This window comes from Pseudomonas jessenii (assembly GCF_002236115.1).
GTDB classification, from domain to species: Bacteria; Pseudomonadota; Gammaproteobacteria; order Pseudomonadales; family Pseudomonadaceae; genus Aquipseudomonas; species Aquipseudomonas jessenii.
Map to the genome: position 1 here is coordinate 234147 of NZ_NIWT01000007.1, position 20297 is coordinate 254443.

Consider the following 20297-nt stretch of genomic DNA (forward strand, 5'->3'; position numbering starts at 1 on the left):
GCCAAGTGCCTGAATGAAGCTTTATTTGGTGCGGATGAAGAGACTCGAACTCTTACGCCTCGCGGCGCTGGAACCTAAATCCAGTGTGTCTACCAATTCCACCACATCCGCGGATGAAGCCTTTAAAGCAAAGGCGCCAGACTGTTAATCTGGCGCCTTTCGAAATATGGGGTGGACGATGGGGATCGAACCCACGACAACGGGAGTCACAATCCCGTGCTCTACCAACTGAGCTACGCCCACCATATCGCGCTACTTGTGCCAAAGCTGCCTAATGGCGCACCCGGCAGGACTCGAACCTGCGACCATCCGCTTAGAAGGCGGATGCTCTATCCAGCTGAGCTACGGGCGCCTTGTTAGCTGTAACCTTGGAGGACTACAAACTAAGTGCTTTCCAGTCTTGCAGAATCGTAATCCTGCTCAACCTTCCTAACCAGTGCTAGGCTGTGCCCGACAAGTGCGACGAATAGTATAGAGCCCCCCGAAGGTCGTCAAATCCTTTTTAAAAAAAATTCATTTAATTAAAGGAGTTAGGGGAATTTGCAGACCAAGCGCCTTTGCCCTCACCGCATGACATGCGAGAATGCGTTCTCTTTTTTTCCCCTCTCGATGGTTAATCACGCGCAATGACTGCACAACTTATCGACGGCAAATCGATCGCCGCCAGCCTGCGCCAGCAGATCGCCCAACGTGTCACCGAGCGTCGCCAGCAAGGCCTGCGCACGCCCGGCCTTGCGGTGATCCTGGTCGGCAGCGATCCTGCCTCTCAGGTTTATGTCTCGCACAAGCGTAAAGACTGTGAAGAGGTCGGCTTTCTATCCCAAGCCTATGACCTGCCTTCCGAAACCACTCAAGAAGCGCTGACCGAGCTGATCGATCGCCTCAACGACGACCCTGCAATCGACGGCGTCCTGCTTCAACTTCCGCTTCCCGAACACCTGGACGCCTCCAGGCTGCTGGAGCGCATTCGTCCGGATAAAGACGTCGACGGTTTCCATCCTTATAACGTCGGTCGCCTGGCCCAGCGCATTCCACTGCTGCGCCCATGCACCCCCAAAGGCATCATGACCCTGCTGGAAAGCACCGGTGTCGACCTTTACGGGATGGATGCCGTGGTCGTCGGCGCGTCCAATATCGTTGGCCGCCCGATGGCGATGGAATTGCTGCTGGCCGGCTGCACCGTGACGGTCACCCACCGCTTTACCAAGGACCTGGCCGGCCATGTCGGCCGTGCGGATCTGGTCGTCGTCGCCGCCGGCAAGCCGGGCCTGGTCAAGGGCGAATGGATCAAGGAAGGCGCGATCGTGATCGATGTCGGCATCAACCGTCAGGACGACGGCAAGCTGGTCGGTGACGTGATCTACGAAACCGCCCTGCCCCGCGCCGGCTGGATCACCCCGGTACCGGGCGGCGTAGGCCCGATGACCCGTGCCTGCCTGCTGGAAAACACCCTGTACGCCGCCGAAACCCTGCACAGCTGAGTTTCAACGCACACGCTGTCAGCGTGACAAGGAACCCCGCCCTGGCGGGGTTTTTTTTGCCTGCGAGAAACACCGACCGCCCGCCGGAAAATGACTTTTTTTTCATGTTTCTCAGGACTTTCACCTGTTACTTGAACAACCATCGACAGTTATTCAGCCATACTCCAGAATGACGCGCTTTTCAGGAAACAGTCCGTTACAGAACGGCTTATCAACACTTTATGAGTCTGCCAGCGTGAATATCCGTCTTTCCATCCTGAGCCTATTTTTTGCAGTTGCAGGGACTCTCATCACGCCCTTCGCCAGCGCTGGCGAAACCACCGCAGCACCGCGAGATACGAAAACACTCAAGCTCGCTTCCGGAAGCTCCTTGCTGCTGGACATGCAGACCAACAAAGTCATCTACGCCAGCAATCCTGACGTGGTGGTACCGATCGCTTCCGTCAGCAAGTTGATGACTGGCCTGGTCGTGGTCGAGTCTCGGCAGAACATGGACGAATACATCAACATCAACATCAGCGACACACCGGAAATGAAAGGTGTGTACTCCCGGGTCAAGCTCAAGAGCGAACTGCCGCGCCGGGAAATGCTGCTGATCGCCCTGATGTCATCTGAAAACCGAGCCGCTGCAAGCCTGGCCCACCACTATCCGGGTGGCTATGCCGCGTTCATTGCTGCAATGAACGCCAAGGCCCGGGCCTTGGGCATGACCAATACCCATTTCGTCGAGCCGACCGGTCTCTCGCCGCGCAACGTTTCGACCGCTCGCGATTTAAGCAAACTGTTGATCGCCGCGCACAAGTACCCGCTGCTGACCGAGCTGAGTACAACCAAGGAAAAGACCGTTTCGTTTCGCAAACCGAACTACAGCCTGGGTTTCCGCAACACCGACCATTTGGTCCGCAAGCCGGATTGGGACATCCAGCTGACAAAAACCGGCTTTACCAACGAAGCCGGTCACTGCCTGGTGCTGGTGACCCGAATGGCTAACCGCCCGGTGGCCTTGGTGATCCTTGACGCCTATGGCAAGTACACCCATTTTGCCGATGCCACGCGCATGCGTAATTGGGTAGAGAGCGGAAAGAGCGCGGACGTGCCTTCCGTAGCCTTGCAGTACAAGGCAGACAAGAACCTCAAGCAGCGGCAGAGCGGCGTGGTAGAAGCGTCGAAGTAACCTTGCTGCAAACGCATGAAAAAGCCCCGGACATCCGGGGCTTTTTTTCGTCGCAAAGTTAGTCGTTAGGCAGCGGCATCTGGTCGTCATCCGGGATACCGTCGCCGGTACTTGGATCTCTCCAACCCTTCGGCTTTTCAGTGGGCGCCACCGTTGGCCGTACCAGGGGATCCCTCAACGGGCTGTCGGAATCCATCACCGGATCGGTGCTTTGCTCGGGGGTTGTGGGGACAGTTTCCGGACGTTTGTCGTCGAAACTGGAATCGGTAGACATACGCACCTCCATTGGACCTAAGGCTTCAGATCACCCAGTGGATCGTAGGGCTTGGCCGGAGCCTTGGGGTTGTCACCCGGTTTCACGTCCCTCGGTGCCTTGGCGGGCCCGATCGGGTCGACCTGAGGATCGGCAAGGTCCGGGGAATCGGGATCGAAACCCAGCTCATCGCCAGACGAATGCTCGGATGAGTGTGGACCGACGGGCGTAGTTGAATGAGCCATGGGCGCCTCCTGTATCAAGGCCCGGAAAGATCCGGGCCTTTGCAGATTAGAGGCTGGCATCGGGCGCTGGTGCCCGGAGGGTGACGAACGGACTTACTGTGCGGCCAGGGCTTTTTTAGCTTTTGCAGCCGCCGGCTCCTGGCCTGCCTGCGCCAGATCATTGGCTGCCTTGAGCCAGCGTTGCTGATCGACCTGGGCGGGAATCTGCGTCGGATTCTGGATCAACACTGCCCAACCGCCGGCATCCTTGAACGCCGATTCGAAAGAACCGAAGCTCATCAACGTCCGCTGACTCATGCCTGCGCGCAGCAGCACGGTCTGCTTCTGACGGTTGTACCCGGTGAGAATCGCATAACGCGGTTCGGCCCACATCGCCGAGCCTTCGGTGAAGCGCACCATCACCGGATAACCGGCCGCGACCTGGGTCAACAAGGCCGGCAAGGTCGCGTCAAGGGGATAGACCACCATCCCGTACTCACGCGCGAGGTTCACCATGTTCTGTTGCAGCTGGGCTTCGGCGCCCGGCAAATGCAGCGGTTTGTCGAGCAAGCCCGGCGTAATCACGATGTTCTGCTGGGACAGCATGCTGGCCAGCACCTGCGGTCCGCTTTGATTGGCCACGCCCTTGTAGAAGCGGCCACTGAGTTCGACCCGCTCCGGCAGACGCTTGATCTCAGGTGCAACACTCCCGGCGCAACCCGCCAGCGCCACCACACATCCCGCCATCAGCGCCGCCGACAGCATTCGAGAAAATACCCGCACCATCATCACTCTCTTGTTCAGGCGCCAGGCAACAATATTCCCGGCAAGGCCGTTGATCATAGGACGCCGCGCGACAGCGGTATAGCCTTAACCGGCAGTTGTTTGCATTCGATAGAGCGAACTGGTTGGTGACTGCCGACTTTCGGTCAATAGCCTGAAATACAGCAACGGCTAGACTGTTCCTTGAAGAGACGACAGCGAAGCGTGCGTGCCCATTGAAGGGCAAAGAGGAGGCACCGATGAGCCTGACCATGATCATTGTAATGTTGGTTTGCGGCTGGCTGGCGGTAGCCGCCGCCATGCTGTGGGGCGTGCTGCGCATTACTCGCCGCCACCATCACCCTGTCCAGCCGGCGCCTGCGCAAGAAGCGGACAAGGCACCGAGCCAGCACGCCAACGCTCACTGACACCACCTTTATCCGAGACCAACAAAAACGGCCGCCTGCACTCCTTCGAGTTCAGGCGGCCGTTTCTTTTAGCGGCGGTCAGACTTCAGTGGCAACCCGCTTCTGCCTGGACCGACGGGACATCATGTTCAACACCTCGATCGCAGCCGAGAATGCCATGGCCGCATAGACGTAGCCTTTCGGTACATGGGCGCCAAAGCCTTCGGCAATCAGCGTCATGCCGATCATGATCAGGAAGCCCAGGGCCAGCATCACCACTGTCGGGTTGTCGTTGATGAACTTGGCCAGCGGATCAGCCGCCAGCAACATCACCAGTACCGACACCACCACCGCGATGACCATGATCGGCAAATGCTCGGTCATGCCGACAGCGGTAATGATGCTGTCGATGGAGAACACCATATCCAGCATCAGGATCTGACCGATCGCGGCCGCGAAGCCCAGGGTCACGGTCGAGGTCGCCGACTTCGGATCTTCCGGTGCCGGGTCCATGCTGTGATGGATCTCGGTGGTCGCCTTCCACAACAGGAACAGGCCACCGGCAATCAGGATCATGTCTTTCCAGGAAAACGCGTGGCCGAGAATCTCGATCACCGGATTGGTCAACTGGACGATGAACGCGATGGTGCTCAGCAAGCCCAGACGCAGGATCAACGCCATGCCGATACCGATGCGCCGTGCCCGCTGTCGATTGTGCAAGGGCAGCTTGTTGGTCAGGATCGAGATGAAGATCAGGTTGTCGATGCCGAGCACGATCTCCATCACGATCAGGGTGGCAAGGGCGACCCAGGCGGTGGGGCTGGCGGCAAGTTGTAAAAGGTAGTCCATGGGTCAGTCCTGACTCGTTGTAATACGGTTTAGATTTCCTGGGAGGAAGATTCGGTTTTTTCCGAGTCTTTTTCCGATGATTCTTTTTTGCTGATCAACCCGCCGGTGGCGTCACTGAGTGCTTGCTCGGCGGCCTTATGGGTATCGTCAATCGCCTGTTTGGCGCTTTCGGCAGCCTTGCCCATCAATTGTTGCGCGCTTTTCTCGGCCTGGTCGCAACCGGCCAGTACCAGTAAAGACGTGATCAGCAATGCCGTGGCTTTAAGCTTCATGATGCTTTCCTCGATAGAACGAACGGGACCTAAACGATGGCCCGTTGATAGCGATGCATTCTAGGGAAGTGAATACTTCAGGAAAATTCGTATTTTCAGCGGCTATACTTCGGTTTTTACGAACTGTAGATCGCCATGCTCAACTATCGGCAATTGCATTACTTCTGGGTGGTGGCCAAGACCGGCAGCATCGTGCGCGCCTGTGAGCAGCTCAATCTCACGCCACAAACCATCAGTGGGCAGATTTCATTACTGGAACAGACCTTTGGTATCGAGTTGTTTCGGCGTGTCGGACGGCAACTCGAACTCACCGAGGCCGGCCGGCAGGCACTGCCCTACGCCGAACAAATGTTCCAGCTGGGTGGCGAACTGGAACTGATGCTGCGGGCACAACCCAATGAGCAGCAGATCCTGTTTCGCGTCGGCGTGGCCGACGTGGTGCCCAAGTCCATCGTCTATCGCCTGATTGCACCGACCATGGAGCTGAGCGAACCGCTGCGCATCACTTGTCGCGAAGACAAGCTTGAACGTTTGTTGGCCGACCTGGCGATCCAGCGCCTGGACCTGGTGATATCCGACAGCCCGATGCCATCGCACCTGGACATCAAGGGCTACAGCCAGAAACTTGGTGAGTGCGGGATCAGCTTCTTCGCCACCCCAGAGCTGGCGGCCCGTTACGGTCACGACTTTCCGCGCAACCTGCACGGTGCGCCGCTACTGATTCCCGGGCCGGAAACCGTGGTGCGCAGCCGTTTGCAACGGTGGTTTGCCGAGCAGCAGATCCAGCCGCAAATTGTCGGCGAGTTCGACGACAGCGCCCTGATGCAGGCCTTCGGCCAATCCGGCAGCGGGATCTTCATCGGCCCGAGCGTGATTGCCGATGAGGTGCGACGCCAATATGGCGTGCAGGTGATCGGCCAGACCGACGCGGTGAGCGAGTCGTTCTATGCCATCTCAGTGGAACGCAAGGTCAAGCACCCCGGCATTGTCGCCATTACCGAAGGTGCCCGACGCGAGCTGTTTACCGAGTTTTAGGACACTCAGGCGCAGACTTCCCGGGGTTTGAAGGTCATCAGCGCAATGGCCAGCAGGATCGAGGCGAGAATGAACGCCGCCGCGGCGAAGCCAAGGCCTTGCAGGCCGACGCTGTCGATTACCCGGCCACCGATCATCGCGCCCAGACCGATACCGAGGTTGGCCCCGGCGATGTTCAGCGACGCGGCGAACGCTGGCGCCTCGGGCGCAGCTTTCATCAGGCGCACATGGCTGACCAGGAACAACGCTGCCTGGGTCACGCCCCAGATGCCCATCGCTGCTGCCAGACCCAGCGGCGAGTGGATGTTCGGCACCAGCGCCACCAGGCCGGCAATCATGAACGCACAGAACATCATCGACGCCATCAGCGGATGACGATCCACCGCACGGCCACCCAGTGAGTTGCCGATCAGCCCGACCGCACCAAAGCCCATCAGGCACCAGCCAACCACGGTGCCGTTGAAGCCGGCCAGTCGCTCAAGGATGTCCGCCAGATAGGTGTACGCGGTGAACATGCCGCTGAACACAATCACAGACAGCAGCACGTGACCGAGCATCAGCGGGCTGCGCAGGATCTTGAACTGCGAGCGAAAGCTCACCTGATGCTGGTGCAGGTTGGTCCTGGGCAGATAGATAAACAGCAGCAACGCCTTGGCAAAGGCGATGACCGCCAGAATCGCGAAAGCACTGCGCCAGCCGAACGCATCGGAAATCAGCGTGCCCACGGGAATACCGAACACCGTGGCGCAAACGATGCCGAAGCCGATCTTGGCGATGGCGCGACCGGCGTAATCCGGCCCGACGATGTCCACCGCCGTTTCGCTGGCCAAGGCCCAGAACACTGGCAACCCCAGCGCCGGGATCAAGCGGGCAAACGCCATCACCCAGATGTTCGGCGCCAGCGCCGCGACCGTGTTGGCCAGGCCAAACATGATCAGCACCGAGATGAACAACTTGCGACGCTCGAAGCGGGCGAAATACGCCGTCAGGAACGGCCCGAACGCGGCCACGGTGAAGGCGAACAGGGTCACCAGCAAACCGGCCTGCGGGATGCTGACCTCCAGGTCCCTGGCGATAGCCGGCAACAGGCCAACAATGATGAATTCCGTGGTCAGCACCGTGAAGCCGGCGGCGGACAACAGAAGAATGGGCAGCAGCATGCAAAACTCCAGAAAACGAAAACACCAGCGATAGCCCGAAGGCCCACTGGCAGACATGAAAATGAGGATGGCGAATCTTAACAGAGTGTTTTCGGATGCGGTTGCACGAACCTGCAATTCGCGTTGAAGACCAGGGTGGCAGTTCGTCACAGGTCTGAAAGATCGTTCCTGCGCTGTGATAAAGTCCGCGCCCTGAAAAACGTACACCCTGTGATCAATGCCGATCATTTAAGGGGCAAAACCTGTGGGAGCGAGCTTGCTCGCGATGGCGGACCGTCAGACAACGCAAGTGTCGACTGTGCCAGTCGTCATCGCGAGCAAGCTCGCTCCCACAAGGAATGCGGTGTTCTACACCCTGTATTCCCCTCCCGGTTTCCGGTCTGCGGCCTGCCCTGCTTGTTGCTGCAACTGCGACGAAACCATGCACTTATAAAAATTCAGAGATGCCGTTTTATGACAGCTTCATCCCCTTCTCTATTGCAACGCCTTAAACGCCTGAGCCTGGTCACACAGATCGTGATCGGCCTGATCGCCGGCATTGCCCTGGCGCTGATCGCCCCCGACATGGCGAAGTCCACGGCGTTCATCGGCAAAGTGTTTGTCTCGGCGCTCAAAGCCGTCGCGCCGATCCTGGTGTTCGTGCTGGTCATGGCGTCGATTGCCAACCACAAGCACGGCCAGGAAACCCACATCCGGCCGATTCTGTTCCTGTATCTGCTGGGCACTTTCGCCGCGGCCGTTGTGGCGGTGGTTGCCAGCATGACGTTCCCGTCGAGCCTGGTGCTGTCGACCCAGGACGTCGCGGTCACAGCGCCTGGCGGGATTGGCGAAGTGTTGCAAAGCCTGTTGCTGAGCGTGGTCGATAATCCGGTCAGCGCCCTGATGAATGCCAATTTCATCGGCATCCTGGCGTGGGCCATCGGTATGGGTATTGCCATCCGCCACGCCGGCGACACCACCCGTGAAGTGCTGGGCGACCTGTCCAACGGCGTGACGGTGATCGTGCGCCTGGTGATCAGCTTCGCCCCGCTGGGCATCTTCGGCCTGGTGGCCTCGACCCTCGCCACTTCCGGCTTCGGTGCCTTGATCGGCTACGCGCACCTGCTGGCCGTGCTGCTGGGCTGCATGCTGTTCGTGGCGCTGGTGATGAACCCGCTCATCGTGTTCTGGAAACTGCGCCGCAACCCGTACCCGCTGGTGCTGACCTGCCTGCGCGAGAGCGGTATCACGGCGTTCTTCACCCGCAGCTCGGCGGCGAACATTCCGGTCAACCTGGAGTTGAGCAAGCGTCTGGGCCTGCACGAAGACACCTACTCGGTATCGATCCCGCTGGGCGCGACCATCAACATGGCGGGTGCTGCGATCACCATCACCGTACTGACCCTGGCGGCCGTGCACACCCTCGGCATCACCGTGGACGTTCCGACGGCGATCCTGCTGAGCGTCGTCGCGGCGATCTGCGCCTGCGGTGCTTCCGGTGTAGCCGGTGGTTCGCTGTTGCTGATTCCACTGGCGTGCAGCCTGTTCGGCATCCCGAGCGAAATCGCCATGCAGGTGGTGGCGGTCGGTTTCATCATCGGCGTGTTGCAGGACTCGGCGGAAACCGCGCTCAACTCGTCCACCGATGTGCTGTTCACCGCGGCGGCTTGCCTGGGTGAAGAGCAAAAAGCCGAACGCCTGGCCTGACCCCGCCGCCCCTGTGGGAGCGAGCTTGCTCGCGATGAGGGAGTGTCAGTCGACATCAAAGTTGAATGACCCACCGCTATCGCGAGCAAGCTCGCTCCCACAGGGGTCTGCGGTGTAAATGAAAAATGCGGCCCCATGAAAAAGCCCCCGCAGCCTCAGGCTCCGGGGGCTTTTTTGTACCCGGACGGTTTAGAACGCGCCCATGTAGTCGCGCTTGCCCACTTCCACGCCGTTATGGCGCAGCAGTGCGTAAGTGGTGGTGATGTGGAAGAAGAACTGCGGCAGGCCGTAGGTCAGCAGGTAGGACTGGCCGCTGAAGCGCTTCTCTTTAGGCGTGCCCGGACGGGTGACGATCTCGATGCCTTCCTTGCCGTTGATCTGCTCCGGCTTGATCGAGCCGATGAAGGCCAGTGCCTTGGCAATCAACGCTTGCAGTTCAGCGAAGGTGGTTTCGCTGTCGTCGTACTTCGGCAGCTCGACTTCAGCCAGACGACCGGTAACACCCTTGCTGAAATCAACGGCGATCTGCACCTGACGCACCAGAGGGAACATGTCCGGGAACAGGCGCGCTTGCAGGAACGCGTTAGGGTCGATGTTTTTTTCGGTGGCGTGAGCCTCGGCCTTTTTCAGTACATCGCTCAGGGCGTTGAGCATTTGCTGGAAAACAGGCACGGAAGCGTCGTACAGGGAAATGGTCATGGCAGGTCTCGTATGGTGACTGGAGGGATCGCAGGTAACCTGTGGGAGCGAGCTTGCTCGCGATGGACGCGAACGATAACGCGTTCTGTCTGAATAAACGCGTAGCGCTGGAGTCCATCGCGAGCGAGCTCGCTCCTACAGGTGATCAGCGTTGGAACGTGGGCCGATTATAGCCATGCACACGCCTCCCGAAACCGGTCTTTTTCAGCTGCCGTAAACTTTGGCCGCAGGAACCGCCTGCGTCATCAGTTGAGCGACGGCATCGCCCATCTCGCCGACCGCCCAGCGGCCCTGGCGATCCAGTTGCGGACCACGGCGCCAGCCGTCGGCAATCGACAACTTGCCGCCCTCGACTTCGAACATCTGCCCGGTCACCTCGACGGAAGCCTCGGAGCCGAGCCACACCACCAGCGGCGCGACGTTTTCCGGGGCGAAGTAATCGAAGCCCTCTTCAGGCTTTTTCATGGTGTCGGCGAACACTTGCTCGGTCATCCCGGTGCGCGCGGCCGGCGCCAGGGCGTTGGCGGTGATCCCGTAGCGGCGCAGTTCAGCCGCCTGCACCAGCGTCAGCGAAGCAATACCGCCCTTGGCCGCCGCGTAGTTGGACTGACCGATGGAGCCCTGCAAACCGGCACCGGAGCTGGTGTTGATGATCCGCGCATCGACCTTTGCGCCGCCCTTGACCTGCTCACGCCAGTACTTCACGGCGTGGCTGGAAATGCAGAAGTGACCCTTCAGGTGCACCGCTACCACGGCGTCCCAGTCGGCTTCGCTGAGGCTGGCGAACATGCGATCGCGGCAGATGCCGGCGTTGTTGACCACCACGTTCAGGTCGCCGAACGTTTCGATGGCCTGGCGCACGATCAAGCCCGCCGAGTCATAGCGGGTGATGTCGTCGCTGTTGGCCACGGCGCTGCCGCCCTGGCCGAGGATTTCGCCGACCACGGCCAACGCCGCTTCACGATTGATGTCGTTAACCACTACTTTTGCGCCTTCGGCGGCGAAGGCCAACGCGTAGGCACGGCCCAGACCACCGCCGGCACCGGTGATGATCACGACGCGGTTTTCACAGATCTTCATGTTCTACATCCTTTACATTCATCACTAGTCGCCACAATCCCCTGTGGGAGCTGGCTTGCCTGCGATGCAGGCGCCGCGGTGTGTCAAATCCACCGCAGCGATCCCATCGCGGGCAAGCCACGCTCCCACAAGGATTGGCGGCATCCTGGTTTACAAGCGTTCGATGATCGTCACGTTGGCCTGACCGCCGCCTTCGCACATGGTCTGCATGCCGAAGCGTCCGCCGCTGCGCTCCAGTTCATGCAGCAAGGTGCACATCAAGCGGGTGCCGGTGGCGCCCAATGGATGTCCGAGGGCAATCGCGCCGCCATTGACGTTGGTCTGTTCGTGGGGGTAGCCGGTCTCTTTCAACCAGGCCATGGCCACCGAGGCGAAGGCTTCGTTGATCTCCACCCGGTCGATGTCTTCGAGCTTCATGCCGGCGCGCTTGAGTGCGTAAGCGGTGGCCGGGATCGGTGCGGTGAGCATCCAGATCGGGTCTTCGGCGCGCACGCTCAGGTGATGGATGCGTGCCCGTGGCGTCAGGCCGTAACGTTTGAGCGCCGCCTCCGAGACGATCAGCATCGCGCTGGCCGCGTCGCAGGTCTGGCTCGACACCGCGGCGGTGACCCGGTCACAGCCAAACAGGAATTCCAGCTCGGACATTTTTTCCAGGCTGGTCTGGCGCGGGGTTTCGTCATGCAGCACACCGGCCAGCGGCACGATCTCGCGGTTGAAGCGGCCTTGCTCGATGGCCTGCAAGGCACGTCGATGGGACTCAAGCGAATAGGCTTCAAGTTGCGCCCGGGACAGGTCCCACTTTTCGGCGATCATCTGCGCCGAACGGAACTGCGTTGGGGGTTGCGCGCCATAGCGCCTCACCCAGCCTTCGGAACCGCTGAACGGATCAGTGAAACCCAAGGGCTCGGCGGCGATCATCGCCGAGGAAATCGGGATCTGGGTCATGGTCTGCACGCCACCGGCGATGACCACGTCCTGAGTCCCGCTCATCACCGCCTGGGCGGCGAAGTGCACCGCTTGCTGGGACGAGCCGCACTGGCGATCGATGGTGGTGCCCGGCACCGATTGCGACAGGCCGGCCGCCAGCCAACTGGTGCGGGCGATGTCACCGGCCAGCGGGCCGATGGTGTCGACACAGCCGAAGATCACGTCGTCGTAATCCTCGTCGGGAATGGCATTGCGCTCGACCAGCGCGCGCAATACGTGGGCGCCCAGGTCGGCGGCGTGGATCTGGCTCAGACCACCTTTGCGCCGCCCGGTGGGCGTACGCAGGGCGTCGACTATGTAGGCTTCAGGCATGGTCTACCTCTGTGAAAAATTGAAATCTGGTATTAAGAGCGCCGAAAAACCTGTGGGAGCGAGCTTGCTCGCGATTGCGTCAGTTCAGTCGACAAAAATGTTGAATGTGCTGCCGCCATCGCGAGCAAGCTCGCTCCCACAGGGATGTAGTCACCCTTACTGACGGGTTAGAACGTACTGCCCGCACCCAGCGCAGGCTTACCGTCCAGCAACACAGCGCGAATCCTCCCCTTGTGCACACCGCGATCGCCCCAGACCTTGTCCAGCGCCCAGGCGCGCTTCATGAACAGATGCAAGTCGACTTCCCAGGTGTACCCCATGGCGCCGTGGGCCTGGATGGTGTTCTTCGCCGCAAGCATGGCCGCTTCCGCGGTTGCCAGTTTGGCGTGGGAGACGAATACGTCCTGATCTGCCTGCTGCTCTGCGACCGCATAGGCGGCGCGATACAGCGGACCTTTAGCGAACTCGATCTGCACCGCGACGTTAGCCATCAGATGCTTGACCGCCTGGAACGACCCCACCGGTTTGCCGAACTGCTTGCGCTCGAAGGTGTAGTCCACTGCCAGGTCGACCATGCGCTTGGCCAGCCCGAGCAATTGCGCGGCACTGGCGAGGGCGCCACGGTTGAAGGCAGCGGCCCACAAACGTCGGCCCTGTTCACCGCTGGCAACACAGGTGCCAGGTGTTGGCGTCCACTCGATCTGGAACAACTGACGGCTCGGGTCGACCGACTCGTTGCGGGTCAGGCGCACGGCATCACGCTCCAGCGCATGCACTTCATCGCCATGGGCCAGCAACAGCAGATCGGCGACATGGGCATCGCTGACCAGCGGGTTGCCCGGCTCGGAAACCGCGAGACGCGCGCGGCCCTCGGCCACTCGCGACAGCCATTTTTGTTTGAGCGGGGCATGTTGCTCATCCAGGGCGGCGAGCAACGGCACGCCGACCAGCATGGTGTCCACCAGCGGCTCAGGCAGACCGGCGTAACCGCATTCCTGGGCAATCAGCACGAAGTCCAGCTCATTCATGCCCATGCCGTCCTGTGCCTCGGGCACGGTCAGGGCGGTCAGGCCCAGTTCCACCAATTGCGCCCAGAGTTGCTCACTGCGCCCGCTGTCGCTCTGCCACAGTTCGCGAATGCGTTCCGGGGTGACTTCGTTGATCAGGAAGCTGCGGACGTTGTCCTGAAACAGCAGTTGGTCGCGGCTGAAACTAAAGTCCATGGTCTACTCCTCAGGCACGCGGCATGCCGAGCATGCGTTCGGCAATGATGTTGCGCTGGATCTCGTTGGTGCCGGCGTAGATCGGCCCGGCCTGGGCAAACAGGAAACCTTCCAGCCAATGGCCGACGTCACCGGCGGCCGGAGCTTGGGGCAGCAGTTCGCCACGCAAACCGAGAATGCTCATGGCGGTGTCGTGCATGCGCTGGTCGAGTTCGGACCAGAAGATCTTGTTGGTCGACGATTCCGGCCCGATCTTGCCGCCCTGCACCAGCTGCGAGGCGGTCATGTAGGTGCCCAGGGTGTAGGCCTCGGCATCGAGCCAGGCGCGCATCACTGCTTCGCCAATGGCCGGGTCGCGGTCGGCCTGCTCGCGGTTGGCCAGGTACAACTGCACCAGGCGCTTGGCGGTTTCCTGGAAACGCGCAGGCGAGCGCAGCAACAAACCGCGCTCGAAACCGGCGGTGGACATCGCCACGTGCCAGCCCATGCCTTCACCACCGAGGGCGTTCTCCACCGGCACCTTGACGTCGTCGAAGAAAATCTCGGCGAAACCCGGCAAGCCATTGAGCTGCGGAATCGGTCGCACGGTGATCCCCGGCGTGTTCAGCGGCAGCAGGATGAACGTCAGGCCGTGATGGCGCTGAGACTGCGGGTCGGTGCGAAAAATACCGAACGCCCAGTCAGCCCACACCGCGCGGGTCGACCAGGTTTTCTGGCCGTTGATCACGTAATGGTCGCCCACTCGTTCAGCTTTGGACCGAATCGCCGCCATATCGGAGCCGGCACCCGGCTCGGACCAGGCCTGGGCCCAGATGTCTTCACCGGTGGCCATGCGCGGCAGGAATCGCGCTTTCTGCTCTTCGCTGCCGTACTCCATCAGGGTCGGGCCGAGCAGGAAGATGCCGTTCTGGTTGACCCGTGCCGGCGCCCCGGAACGGTAATATTCCTCTTCGAAAATCAGCCACTCGATCAGGTCGCAACCACGGCCGCCGAGTTCGGTCGGCCAGGTGACCATGCCCCAACGGCCTTCATTGAGCTTGGCTTCCCAAGCGCGGTGCTCGGCAAAACCTTGCTCGGTGTCGAACGATTGCAGCGGTTCACTCGGTACATTGGCCGCCAGCCAGGTCCGCGCATCAAAGCGAAAGGCCTGCTGGGCCGGGGTATAGGTCAGGTCCATGGATATGCCTTCAGCCGTTGAATCGGGCATCGCGTTTCTCGACGAACGAGTCGCGTGCTTCCTGAGAGTCCAGTGAGCGGTAGGCTTCGAGGGTGAAGCCCTGCTCCCAGCGGTATTTGTCTTCCAGATTGCCGTCTTCGATGCCGCTCAGCGCTTCCTTGGCCAGGCTGATCATGCCCGGGCTCTTGGCGGCGATGGTGCGGGCGATCTGCAACGCGGCTTCGCGCAAGTCTTCGCGCTTGACCACCCGCTCCACCGCGCCCAGGCGGTAAGCTTCGGCGGCGTCGATGGCCTCGCCGGTGAAGTACATGTGGCGGACTTTCTGCACCGGGAACAACCGCTGCAAATGCGCACCGCCGCCCATGGCCCCGCGATCCACTTCCGGCACGCCGAAGGTGGCGCACTCGGACGCGACGATGATGTCGGCGGCGCCGCAGATACCGATGCCGCCACCGAGCACGAAACCGTGCACGGCGACGATCACCGGTTTCGGATTGCGGTGGATCGCCTTGAAGCTGTCGTAGTTGCCCTTGTTCACTGCGACGATCAGGTTGCCGTCGGCGGCCAGTTCCTTGATATCGACCCCGGCGCAGAAGCCGCGACCTTCGGCCCGGATCAGGATCACCCGCACCTCGGCATTGCGCCCCAGGCTTTCGATTTCGCTGGCGATATCGGCCCAGCCCTGGCAGTTGAAGGCGTTGACCGGTGGCCGGTCGAACACCAGTTCCGCGATGCCGTTATCGATACTCACGCTAAATGGTTTCATGCTTTCCCCTTACGACACACGGCGGCACAGCTCGCCCAGGCGCACTTCGGCGTCGCGGACGATCTGTTCAATCAATTGGGCGCAGCTGGGCAAGCTGTCGATGGAGGCGGCGATTTGCCCGGCGGGCAAGACGCCCGCGGCCGGTTGCCCGTCGACCATGGCTTTCTGGATCACCATCGGCGCGTTGGCGGCCATGATGCTTTGCGCGGCGGTCAGCTCCCCGGCGCCGCGCATCTTCAAGGCACTGCCGAGCAACTGAGTCAGGCTCATGCCGGTGTGGCGGCGGTAGGCCAGGCCACTCTGCAATGCCAGCAACAGGCGCTTGAGGCCGCCGCTGTTTTCCAGCTGGTTGAGCAATTCGTTGCGGATCATCCGTTGCGGCATGCCGTCGATGGCGCGGCTGATGATGATCGCCGCCGGGTCCTTGACCGCCAGGTAACGGGCAAGCGTCGCCTGGGGCACCGGGCTGTCGGCGCACATCAGGAAGCGCGTACCCATGGCGATGCCTTCGGCGCCGTAGGCCAGGGCAGAAACCAGGCCCCTGCCGTCCTTGAAACCGCCGGCCGCCACCACGGGCACCGACACCGCATTGACCACTTGATCCAGCAGCATCGAGGTCGGCACGGAGCCGGTATGCCCACCGCCCTCGCCGCCCTGTACGGTCACCGCATCGGCGCCCATTTCCACGGCTTTCTGCGCATGCTTGAGCGCGCCCACCGTGGGAATGCACACCACGCCGGCGTCCTTCAGGCGACTGATCATTTGCTTGCCCGGCGAACGGCTGTAGCTGACCGCCCGGACTTTGTGGCGCAACACCAACTCGACGATCTCGCCGGCATTGGCCTGGTACATGTGGAAATTCACCCCGAACGGCTGATCGGTCAGGCGCCGGGTTTCGATAATCGCCGCTTCCATCTGCTGCGGTTCGATGGTCGCCCCGGCCAGGAAACCGAAACCACCAGCATTGCCCGTGGCCGCCACCAGTTTCGGGTCGGCGACCCAGCCCATGGCGGTCTGGATGATCGGATAACGGCACCCGAGCAGTTGTGTCAAACGGGTATTCAACGAGATCGCCATGCTCACGCCTCGCCCGTTTTACGCTGGGAACTGGCCATGGCCTTGGCGTCGTAGCCGCCGAGGCGGTCGCCGGACACCAGTTCGTTGTGGGCATGAGCAAAGTGATGCAGACCGAACACCATGTCCATGGTCGCGCGCTTGCCCATCAGGTCTTCGGCGTTGTTCACCGCCTGCTTGCTCAGCTGCAGGCCCAGGCGCGGCATCTGTGCGATGCGCCCGGCGATGTCGAGGGTCTGTTGTTCCAGCTCGTCGCGAGCAACCACCCGATTGAGCATGCCCATCTGATAGGCACGCGGTGCCGGCATGCGCTCGCCGAGGAACAAAAATTCCTTGGCGATGCGCGGATTGAGTTCATGCACGTGGGCGAAATACTCGACCCCGGGAATGCCCATGCGCACCACCGGATCTGCGAAGTAAGCATCCTCGCTGGCCACGATCAGGTCGCAGACCCAGGCCAGCATCAACCCACCGGCAATGCACGCGCCCTGGACCATGGCGATGGTCGGCTTGGGCATCTCGCGCCAACGGCGGCACATGCCCAGATAGACTTCCTGCTCACGGGCATACAAAAACTCGCCGCCCGGTTTGTTCACATGGTCGTACCACAGGCTGGCGCGATCGAAGGTCTTGTCGACGTCGCGGCCCGGGGTGCCGATGTCATGCCCGGCGGAGAAATGCTTGCCGGCGCCACGCAACACAATGACCTTCACTTCATCATCATCGCAGGCCCGGCGAAACGCCGCGTCCAGCGCATAGGTCATCTGCGAGTTCTGCGCGTTGTGGAACTCGGGGCGGTTCATGGTGACCAGGGCCACCGCGCCACGCACCTCGTACAGCACCACCTCGGCCTGATTGTTATCGTTATGTTCAACCATCACTTTTCTCCGCAACGCGTTGCTCAGCGTTGGCCTGGCGGGTTGTCTTTGAGTTGCAGGGCGCGCAGGTTGTGCGGGTCCAGACGCTGGATCAGCTGCAACTGCTCGGCCGTCGGCGCGGCAGTGGTCAGGCAATCGTCCGGCACATGCAACTCGAAGCCGGTGTTGTCCTGGACTTGCGCCGCCGTCACGCCGGGGTGCAGCGAACGGATGCGCATCTGCCGTTGCGGGCCCTGGAAATCCAGCACGCAGAGGTCGGTGATGATCAGGCGGATGTCGATGTCGTTCATCGACCAGCCCCGTGCCAGTCGGGCCGGGTTGTAGCCGACCGAGGCGACCATATCGACCTCGCCTTCGACGAATACCCGGCGGTTGTGGCTCGGCACGCAAAACGAGTTGGCGTGGCTGATCGAGTTGCCGGGGAAACCGCGTACACCGAGCATCTGCGCCTTGGGTTTGGCGTAGTCGCCGATGCAGGAAATGTTGGCCTGACCGTAACGGTCGATCTGGGTTGGGCCGACCAGCGCATGACGCTTGCCGCCCCAGACGTTGTCGAAAATCCGCGAGAAACCCATCCAGCTGTCGCGCTTGGGTTCATAGCCTTTGCGCGCGCCCAACGGCACCGGCTCGGCAACCATGTAGGCTTCGGAGTCGGTCATCAGCAGTTGCGGGTTGCTGGTCAGCATGGCCAGCGAAGCAGCCAGGCGCGGAATCACGCCGATGCCGGAGGCCAATACTTCGCCGTCTTCGCGCCAGGCTTCGGAGGCCGCGCAGATCATCAGTTCGGCGAGGCTGTAATCAGTAGTGCTCATCGGAAGGTTCCCTTAGAAAATCGGCAACGGCAGTTCACGGATCGCAGCCAGGCCGCCGACCTTTTCCAGATACTGTTCGTGGGTGCAGTCGACGTAGTCGCGGACATAGCCCTGCCAGCCATCGGCCGCCTGGACCGTGGCGTTGTAGGCCTTGAAGTGCGCGACGTCGAAACCGTACAGCGGCGCGCACGAAGACGGATGCGCCCCGCCCGGCACATGGGCCACGGCGGTGGTCAGGTTGCGTTCCCAGAACACCTGATGCGCGTGGGCGCTGTCCTGATGGAAATACTCGCTGTCGACCAGCTCATCGCAGGTCACGTAGCTGTGGGTCGCGGCCCGCACGAACAGGTCGTCCATGTAGTGATCCGGACCGCTGATCTGGCACACGCCGCGTGCATCGGCACGGTCGACGTGCACCAGCGCCGCGTCGAGCTTGAGCGCCGGCATCGCCACCCAGTCCTTGCCATCGGCATAGGGCGAGGCGATCAACTTGATCTGGCGGTTGTGGCGCAACACATCGGTGCCCAGGCCCACCGCCGTCGGAATGAACGGCACATTCATCGCCGCCGCGCGCAGACCGAGCAGCAGCATGCCTTCGTCGATCTCCATCACTTCCAGCGCCGCTTCCTGGCGCGCCTTGCGGAAGTACGGTTCCAGCGGAATAAAGTCCAGGGAAACGAAGGCGAACACCAGTTTCTTGATCTTGCCGGCCGCGCAGAGCATGCCGACATCGGCACCGCCGTAGGCAACCACGGTCAGGTCCTTGAGGTCCGAGCGCAGGATCTCTCGCACCAGCGCCATCGGCTTGCGCCGCGGGCCCCAGCCACCGATACCGATGGTCATGCCGTCACGCAGTTGGCCGACAATCTCGGCGGTGGTCATTTGCTTGTCCATCGTCATGTTCCTCATTGGCGACCGACACTGAAGTCGTGGCCCCAGTGGCTGACCACGGTGCTTTCGAACGGCGTGTGGCGGTCCCAGTCGACCACCAGGCCATCGCAGCCGTATTCCAGGTCAAACCCGGACGGGGTCTTGATATAGAAAGAAATCATCTGGTCGTTGGTGTGCTGGCCGAGGGTGGCCGACAGCTTCACGCCATTGGCGTGGACGCGGTCCAGGGCGCGGCCGACTTCGTCCAACGCGTTGACCTCGACCATCATGTGCACGCAGCCGTGGGGCATCGGGCACTCGAAAATCGCCAGCGAGTGGTGGCGGCCGTTGTTGCAGTGCAGGAAGTGAATACGCTTTTGCGGCTCGGCCGGGTCCGGGGTGAAGCGGACTTTCATCAGGTCCGACAGGCCGAAACCCATCACCTGCTCGTAGAAGTCGCGGCAGCGCTCGAAGGCAGGTGCCGGCAGCACTACGTGGCCCATGCCCAGTTCGTTGGTAACGAACCCTTTGACGCCCACCGGCGAGACGAAACGGGCGAAGTCCTGCAACGGGCCCCAGAAGATTTCGTGACGGTTGCCATCCGGGTCGCTGAAGTGCACCAGCTCCTGGACCTTGCGCAGCTTGGCCTCGGCCGCGGTACCACGGGTCACTTGCACATCGGCCTGTTGCAACTCGCTGACCGCCTGTTCCAGCGCCGCCTTGCCGGCCACCTCCCAGCCGCAGGCACCGAAGCCGTTCTCGACGTTCTTCTGCACCAGGATGCGGTAGTGGCGCTCGTCCATCTTCAGGTACAGGTGCGCGTCGTCATCAGAGCCGATGACCATCATGCCCAGCACCTGGCTTGCGTAGTGGCGCCATTGCGCCAGGTCGCTGGATAACAGGGTGACGTAACCCAGACCACGGATATCCATGGATGCACTCCTCGTTTTTCTCAGGCGGTGCCGCCCTTCGGCGACTGCCGGGGGAGACTTTATGTAGGGCCTATTCAAACGGGTTCGGGGAGGGGCAACATCGTCCAATGGGACTAGCGGAAATGATGGCGCGGAACCTGAAAAACCTGTGGGAGCGAGCTTGCTCGCGATGGCGGTGTGTCAG

The 20297-nt window shown here is 61.4% G+C and carries 22 protein-coding genes and 3 tRNA genes; 5 read left to right on the top strand and 20 right to left on the bottom strand.

Going from position 1 to position 20297, the window contains the following annotated elements; genetic code table 11:
• Positions 1-26: 26 nt before the first annotated feature.
• From PSJE_RS23900 to PSJE_RS23910, 3 genes are all read right to left on the bottom strand, one after another.
• Positions 27-111, bottom strand: a tRNA-Leu gene (locus PSJE_RS23900).
• Positions 112-167: 56 nt separating this feature from the next.
• Positions 168-243: transfer RNA gene (locus PSJE_RS23905), tRNA-His, on the bottom strand.
• Between the two features lie 32 nt (positions 244-275).
• Positions 276-352: transfer RNA gene (locus tag PSJE_RS23910), tRNA-Arg, on the bottom strand.
• A 274-nt stretch (positions 353-626) separates the two neighbouring features.
• On the opposite strand from PSJE_RS23910, the gene folD reads away from it, so the two are divergent.
• Both folD and pbpG read left to right on the top strand, forming a co-directional pair.
• Positions 627-1481 (top strand): bifunctional methylenetetrahydrofolate dehydrogenase/methenyltetrahydrofolate cyclohydrolase FolD, encoded by an 855-nt coding sequence (gene folD / locus PSJE_RS23915; protein ID WP_046043051.1) that lies wholly within the window; start codon positions 627-629, stop codon positions 1479-1481.
• A 235-nt stretch (positions 1482-1716) separates the two neighbouring features.
• Complete coding sequence (gene pbpG, locus PSJE_RS23920; protein WP_057714091.1) at positions 1717-2655, top strand: D-alanyl-D-alanine endopeptidase; 939 nt, start codon at positions 1717-1719, stop codon at positions 2653-2655.
• A gap of 58 nt (positions 2656-2713) precedes the next feature.
• On the opposite strand, the gene PSJE_RS23925 is transcribed toward pbpG, so the two are convergent.
• From PSJE_RS23925 to PSJE_RS23935, 3 genes are all read right to left on the bottom strand, one after another.
• On the bottom strand, positions 2714-2929 hold the full coding sequence (locus tag PSJE_RS23925) for a hypothetical protein (RefSeq protein ID WP_090456703.1): 216 nt from the start codon (positions 2927-2929) through the stop codon (positions 2714-2716).
• 17 nt (positions 2930-2946) lie between these two features.
• The gene (locus PSJE_RS23930) at positions 2947-3153 is read right to left on the bottom strand and encodes a DUF6021 family protein (protein ID WP_015094297.1); all 207 of its coding nucleotides are present in this window, start codon (positions 3151-3153) and stop codon (positions 2947-2949) included.
• 93 nt (positions 3154-3246) lie between these two features.
• Positions 3247-3975 (bottom strand): peptidase C39 family protein, encoded by a 729-nt coding sequence (locus tag PSJE_RS23935; RefSeq protein ID WP_090456705.1) that lies wholly within the window; start codon positions 3973-3975, stop codon positions 3247-3249.
• Between the two features lie 179 nt (positions 3976-4154).
• Here PSJE_RS23935 and PSJE_RS31370 point away from each other — a divergent pair, with 179 nt between their 5' ends.
• The gene (locus tag PSJE_RS31370; protein WP_167362872.1) at positions 4155-4322 is read left to right on the top strand and encodes a hypothetical protein; all 168 of its coding nucleotides are present in this window, start codon (positions 4155-4157) and stop codon (positions 4320-4322) included.
• 78 nt (positions 4323-4400) lie between these two features.
• On the opposite strand, the gene PSJE_RS23940 is transcribed toward PSJE_RS31370, so the two are convergent.
• Positions 4401-5150, bottom strand: coding sequence for a TerC family protein (locus tag PSJE_RS23940; protein ID WP_090456707.1), 750 nt, complete (start codon positions 5148-5150; stop codon positions 4401-4403).
• A gap of 29 nt (positions 5151-5179) precedes the next feature.
• The gene (locus tag PSJE_RS23945; protein ID WP_090456709.1) at positions 5180-5422 is read right to left on the bottom strand and encodes a hypothetical protein; all 243 of its coding nucleotides are present in this window, start codon (positions 5420-5422) and stop codon (positions 5180-5182) included.
• 135 nt (positions 5423-5557) lie between these two features.
• Between PSJE_RS23945 and nhaR the strand changes: the two genes are divergently transcribed.
• Positions 5558-6457, top strand: coding sequence for a transcriptional activator NhaR (gene nhaR, locus PSJE_RS23950; RefSeq protein ID WP_057714085.1), 900 nt, complete (start codon positions 5558-5560; stop codon positions 6455-6457).
• 5 nt (positions 6458-6462) lie between these two features.
• Here nhaR and PSJE_RS23955 read toward each other — a convergent pair whose 3' ends face one another.
• Positions 6463-7617: an MFS transporter gene (locus PSJE_RS23955; protein ID WP_090456711.1), complete on the bottom strand. Its 1155-nt coding sequence runs from the start codon at positions 7615-7617 to the stop codon at positions 6463-6465.
• Between the two features lie 453 nt (positions 7618-8070).
• Between PSJE_RS23955 and sstT the strand changes: the two genes are divergently transcribed.
• Positions 8071-9303, top strand: coding sequence for a serine/threonine transporter SstT (gene sstT, locus PSJE_RS23960; RefSeq protein WP_090456713.1), 1233 nt, complete (start codon positions 8071-8073; stop codon positions 9301-9303).
• 189 nt (positions 9304-9492) lie between these two features.
• Here sstT and PSJE_RS23965 read toward each other — a convergent pair whose 3' ends face one another.
• The 11 genes from PSJE_RS23965 to PSJE_RS24015 all read right to left on the bottom strand — a co-directional run bounded on the left by PSJE_RS23965 (position 9493) and on the right by PSJE_RS24015 (position 20113).
• Positions 9493-10002, bottom strand: a complete 510-nt coding sequence (locus PSJE_RS23965; protein WP_057714082.1) for a DUF1993 domain-containing protein — start codon at positions 10000-10002, stop codon at positions 9493-9495.
• A gap of 204 nt (positions 10003-10206) precedes the next feature.
• On the bottom strand, positions 10207-11082 hold the full coding sequence (locus PSJE_RS23970) for an SDR family oxidoreductase (protein WP_090456715.1): 876 nt from the start codon (positions 11080-11082) through the stop codon (positions 10207-10209).
• Positions 11083-11232: 150 nt separating this feature from the next.
• Positions 11233-12381, bottom strand: coding sequence for an acetyl-CoA C-acetyltransferase (locus PSJE_RS23975; RefSeq protein ID WP_090456717.1), 1149 nt, complete (start codon positions 12379-12381; stop codon positions 11233-11235).
• A gap of 167 nt (positions 12382-12548) precedes the next feature.
• The gene (locus PSJE_RS23980) at positions 12549-13604 is read right to left on the bottom strand and encodes an acyl-CoA dehydrogenase family protein (RefSeq protein ID WP_090456719.1); all 1056 of its coding nucleotides are present in this window, start codon (positions 13602-13604) and stop codon (positions 12549-12551) included.
• A 10-nt stretch (positions 13605-13614) separates the two neighbouring features.
• Entirely contained in the window at positions 13615-14781 is a 1167-nt protein-coding gene (locus tag PSJE_RS23985) for an acyl-CoA dehydrogenase family protein (protein ID WP_057714078.1), read from the bottom strand.
• A gap of 10 nt (positions 14782-14791) precedes the next feature.
• Positions 14792-15547, bottom strand: coding sequence for an enoyl-CoA hydratase family protein (locus PSJE_RS23990; protein WP_090456721.1), 756 nt, complete (start codon positions 15545-15547; stop codon positions 14792-14794).
• Positions 15548-15556: 9 nt separating this feature from the next.
• Positions 15557-16624 carry an NAD(P)H-dependent flavin oxidoreductase gene (locus PSJE_RS23995; RefSeq protein WP_090456723.1) on the bottom strand — a complete coding sequence of 356 codons (1068 nt, stop codon included), beginning with the start codon at positions 16622-16624 and terminating at the stop codon, positions 15557-15559.
• 2 nt (positions 16625-16626) lie between these two features.
• A complete protein-coding gene (locus tag PSJE_RS24000) occupies positions 16627-17499 on the bottom strand; it encodes an enoyl-CoA hydratase (RefSeq protein WP_090456725.1) in 873 nt (290 codons plus the stop codon).
• 23 nt (positions 17500-17522) lie between these two features.
• Positions 17523-18311 (bottom strand): CoA-transferase subunit beta, encoded by a 789-nt coding sequence (locus tag PSJE_RS24005; RefSeq protein WP_090456726.1) that lies wholly within the window; start codon positions 18309-18311, stop codon positions 17523-17525.
• Between the two features lie 12 nt (positions 18312-18323).
• Positions 18324-19205 carry a CoA transferase subunit A gene (locus PSJE_RS24010; RefSeq protein ID WP_057714073.1) on the bottom strand — a complete coding sequence of 294 codons (882 nt, stop codon included), beginning with the start codon at positions 19203-19205 and terminating at the stop codon, positions 18324-18326.
• A gap of 11 nt (positions 19206-19216) precedes the next feature.
• Positions 19217-20113, bottom strand: a complete 897-nt coding sequence (locus PSJE_RS24015; protein ID WP_090456728.1) for a VOC family protein — start codon at positions 20111-20113, stop codon at positions 19217-19219.
• Positions 20114-20297: the final 184 nt, after the last annotated feature.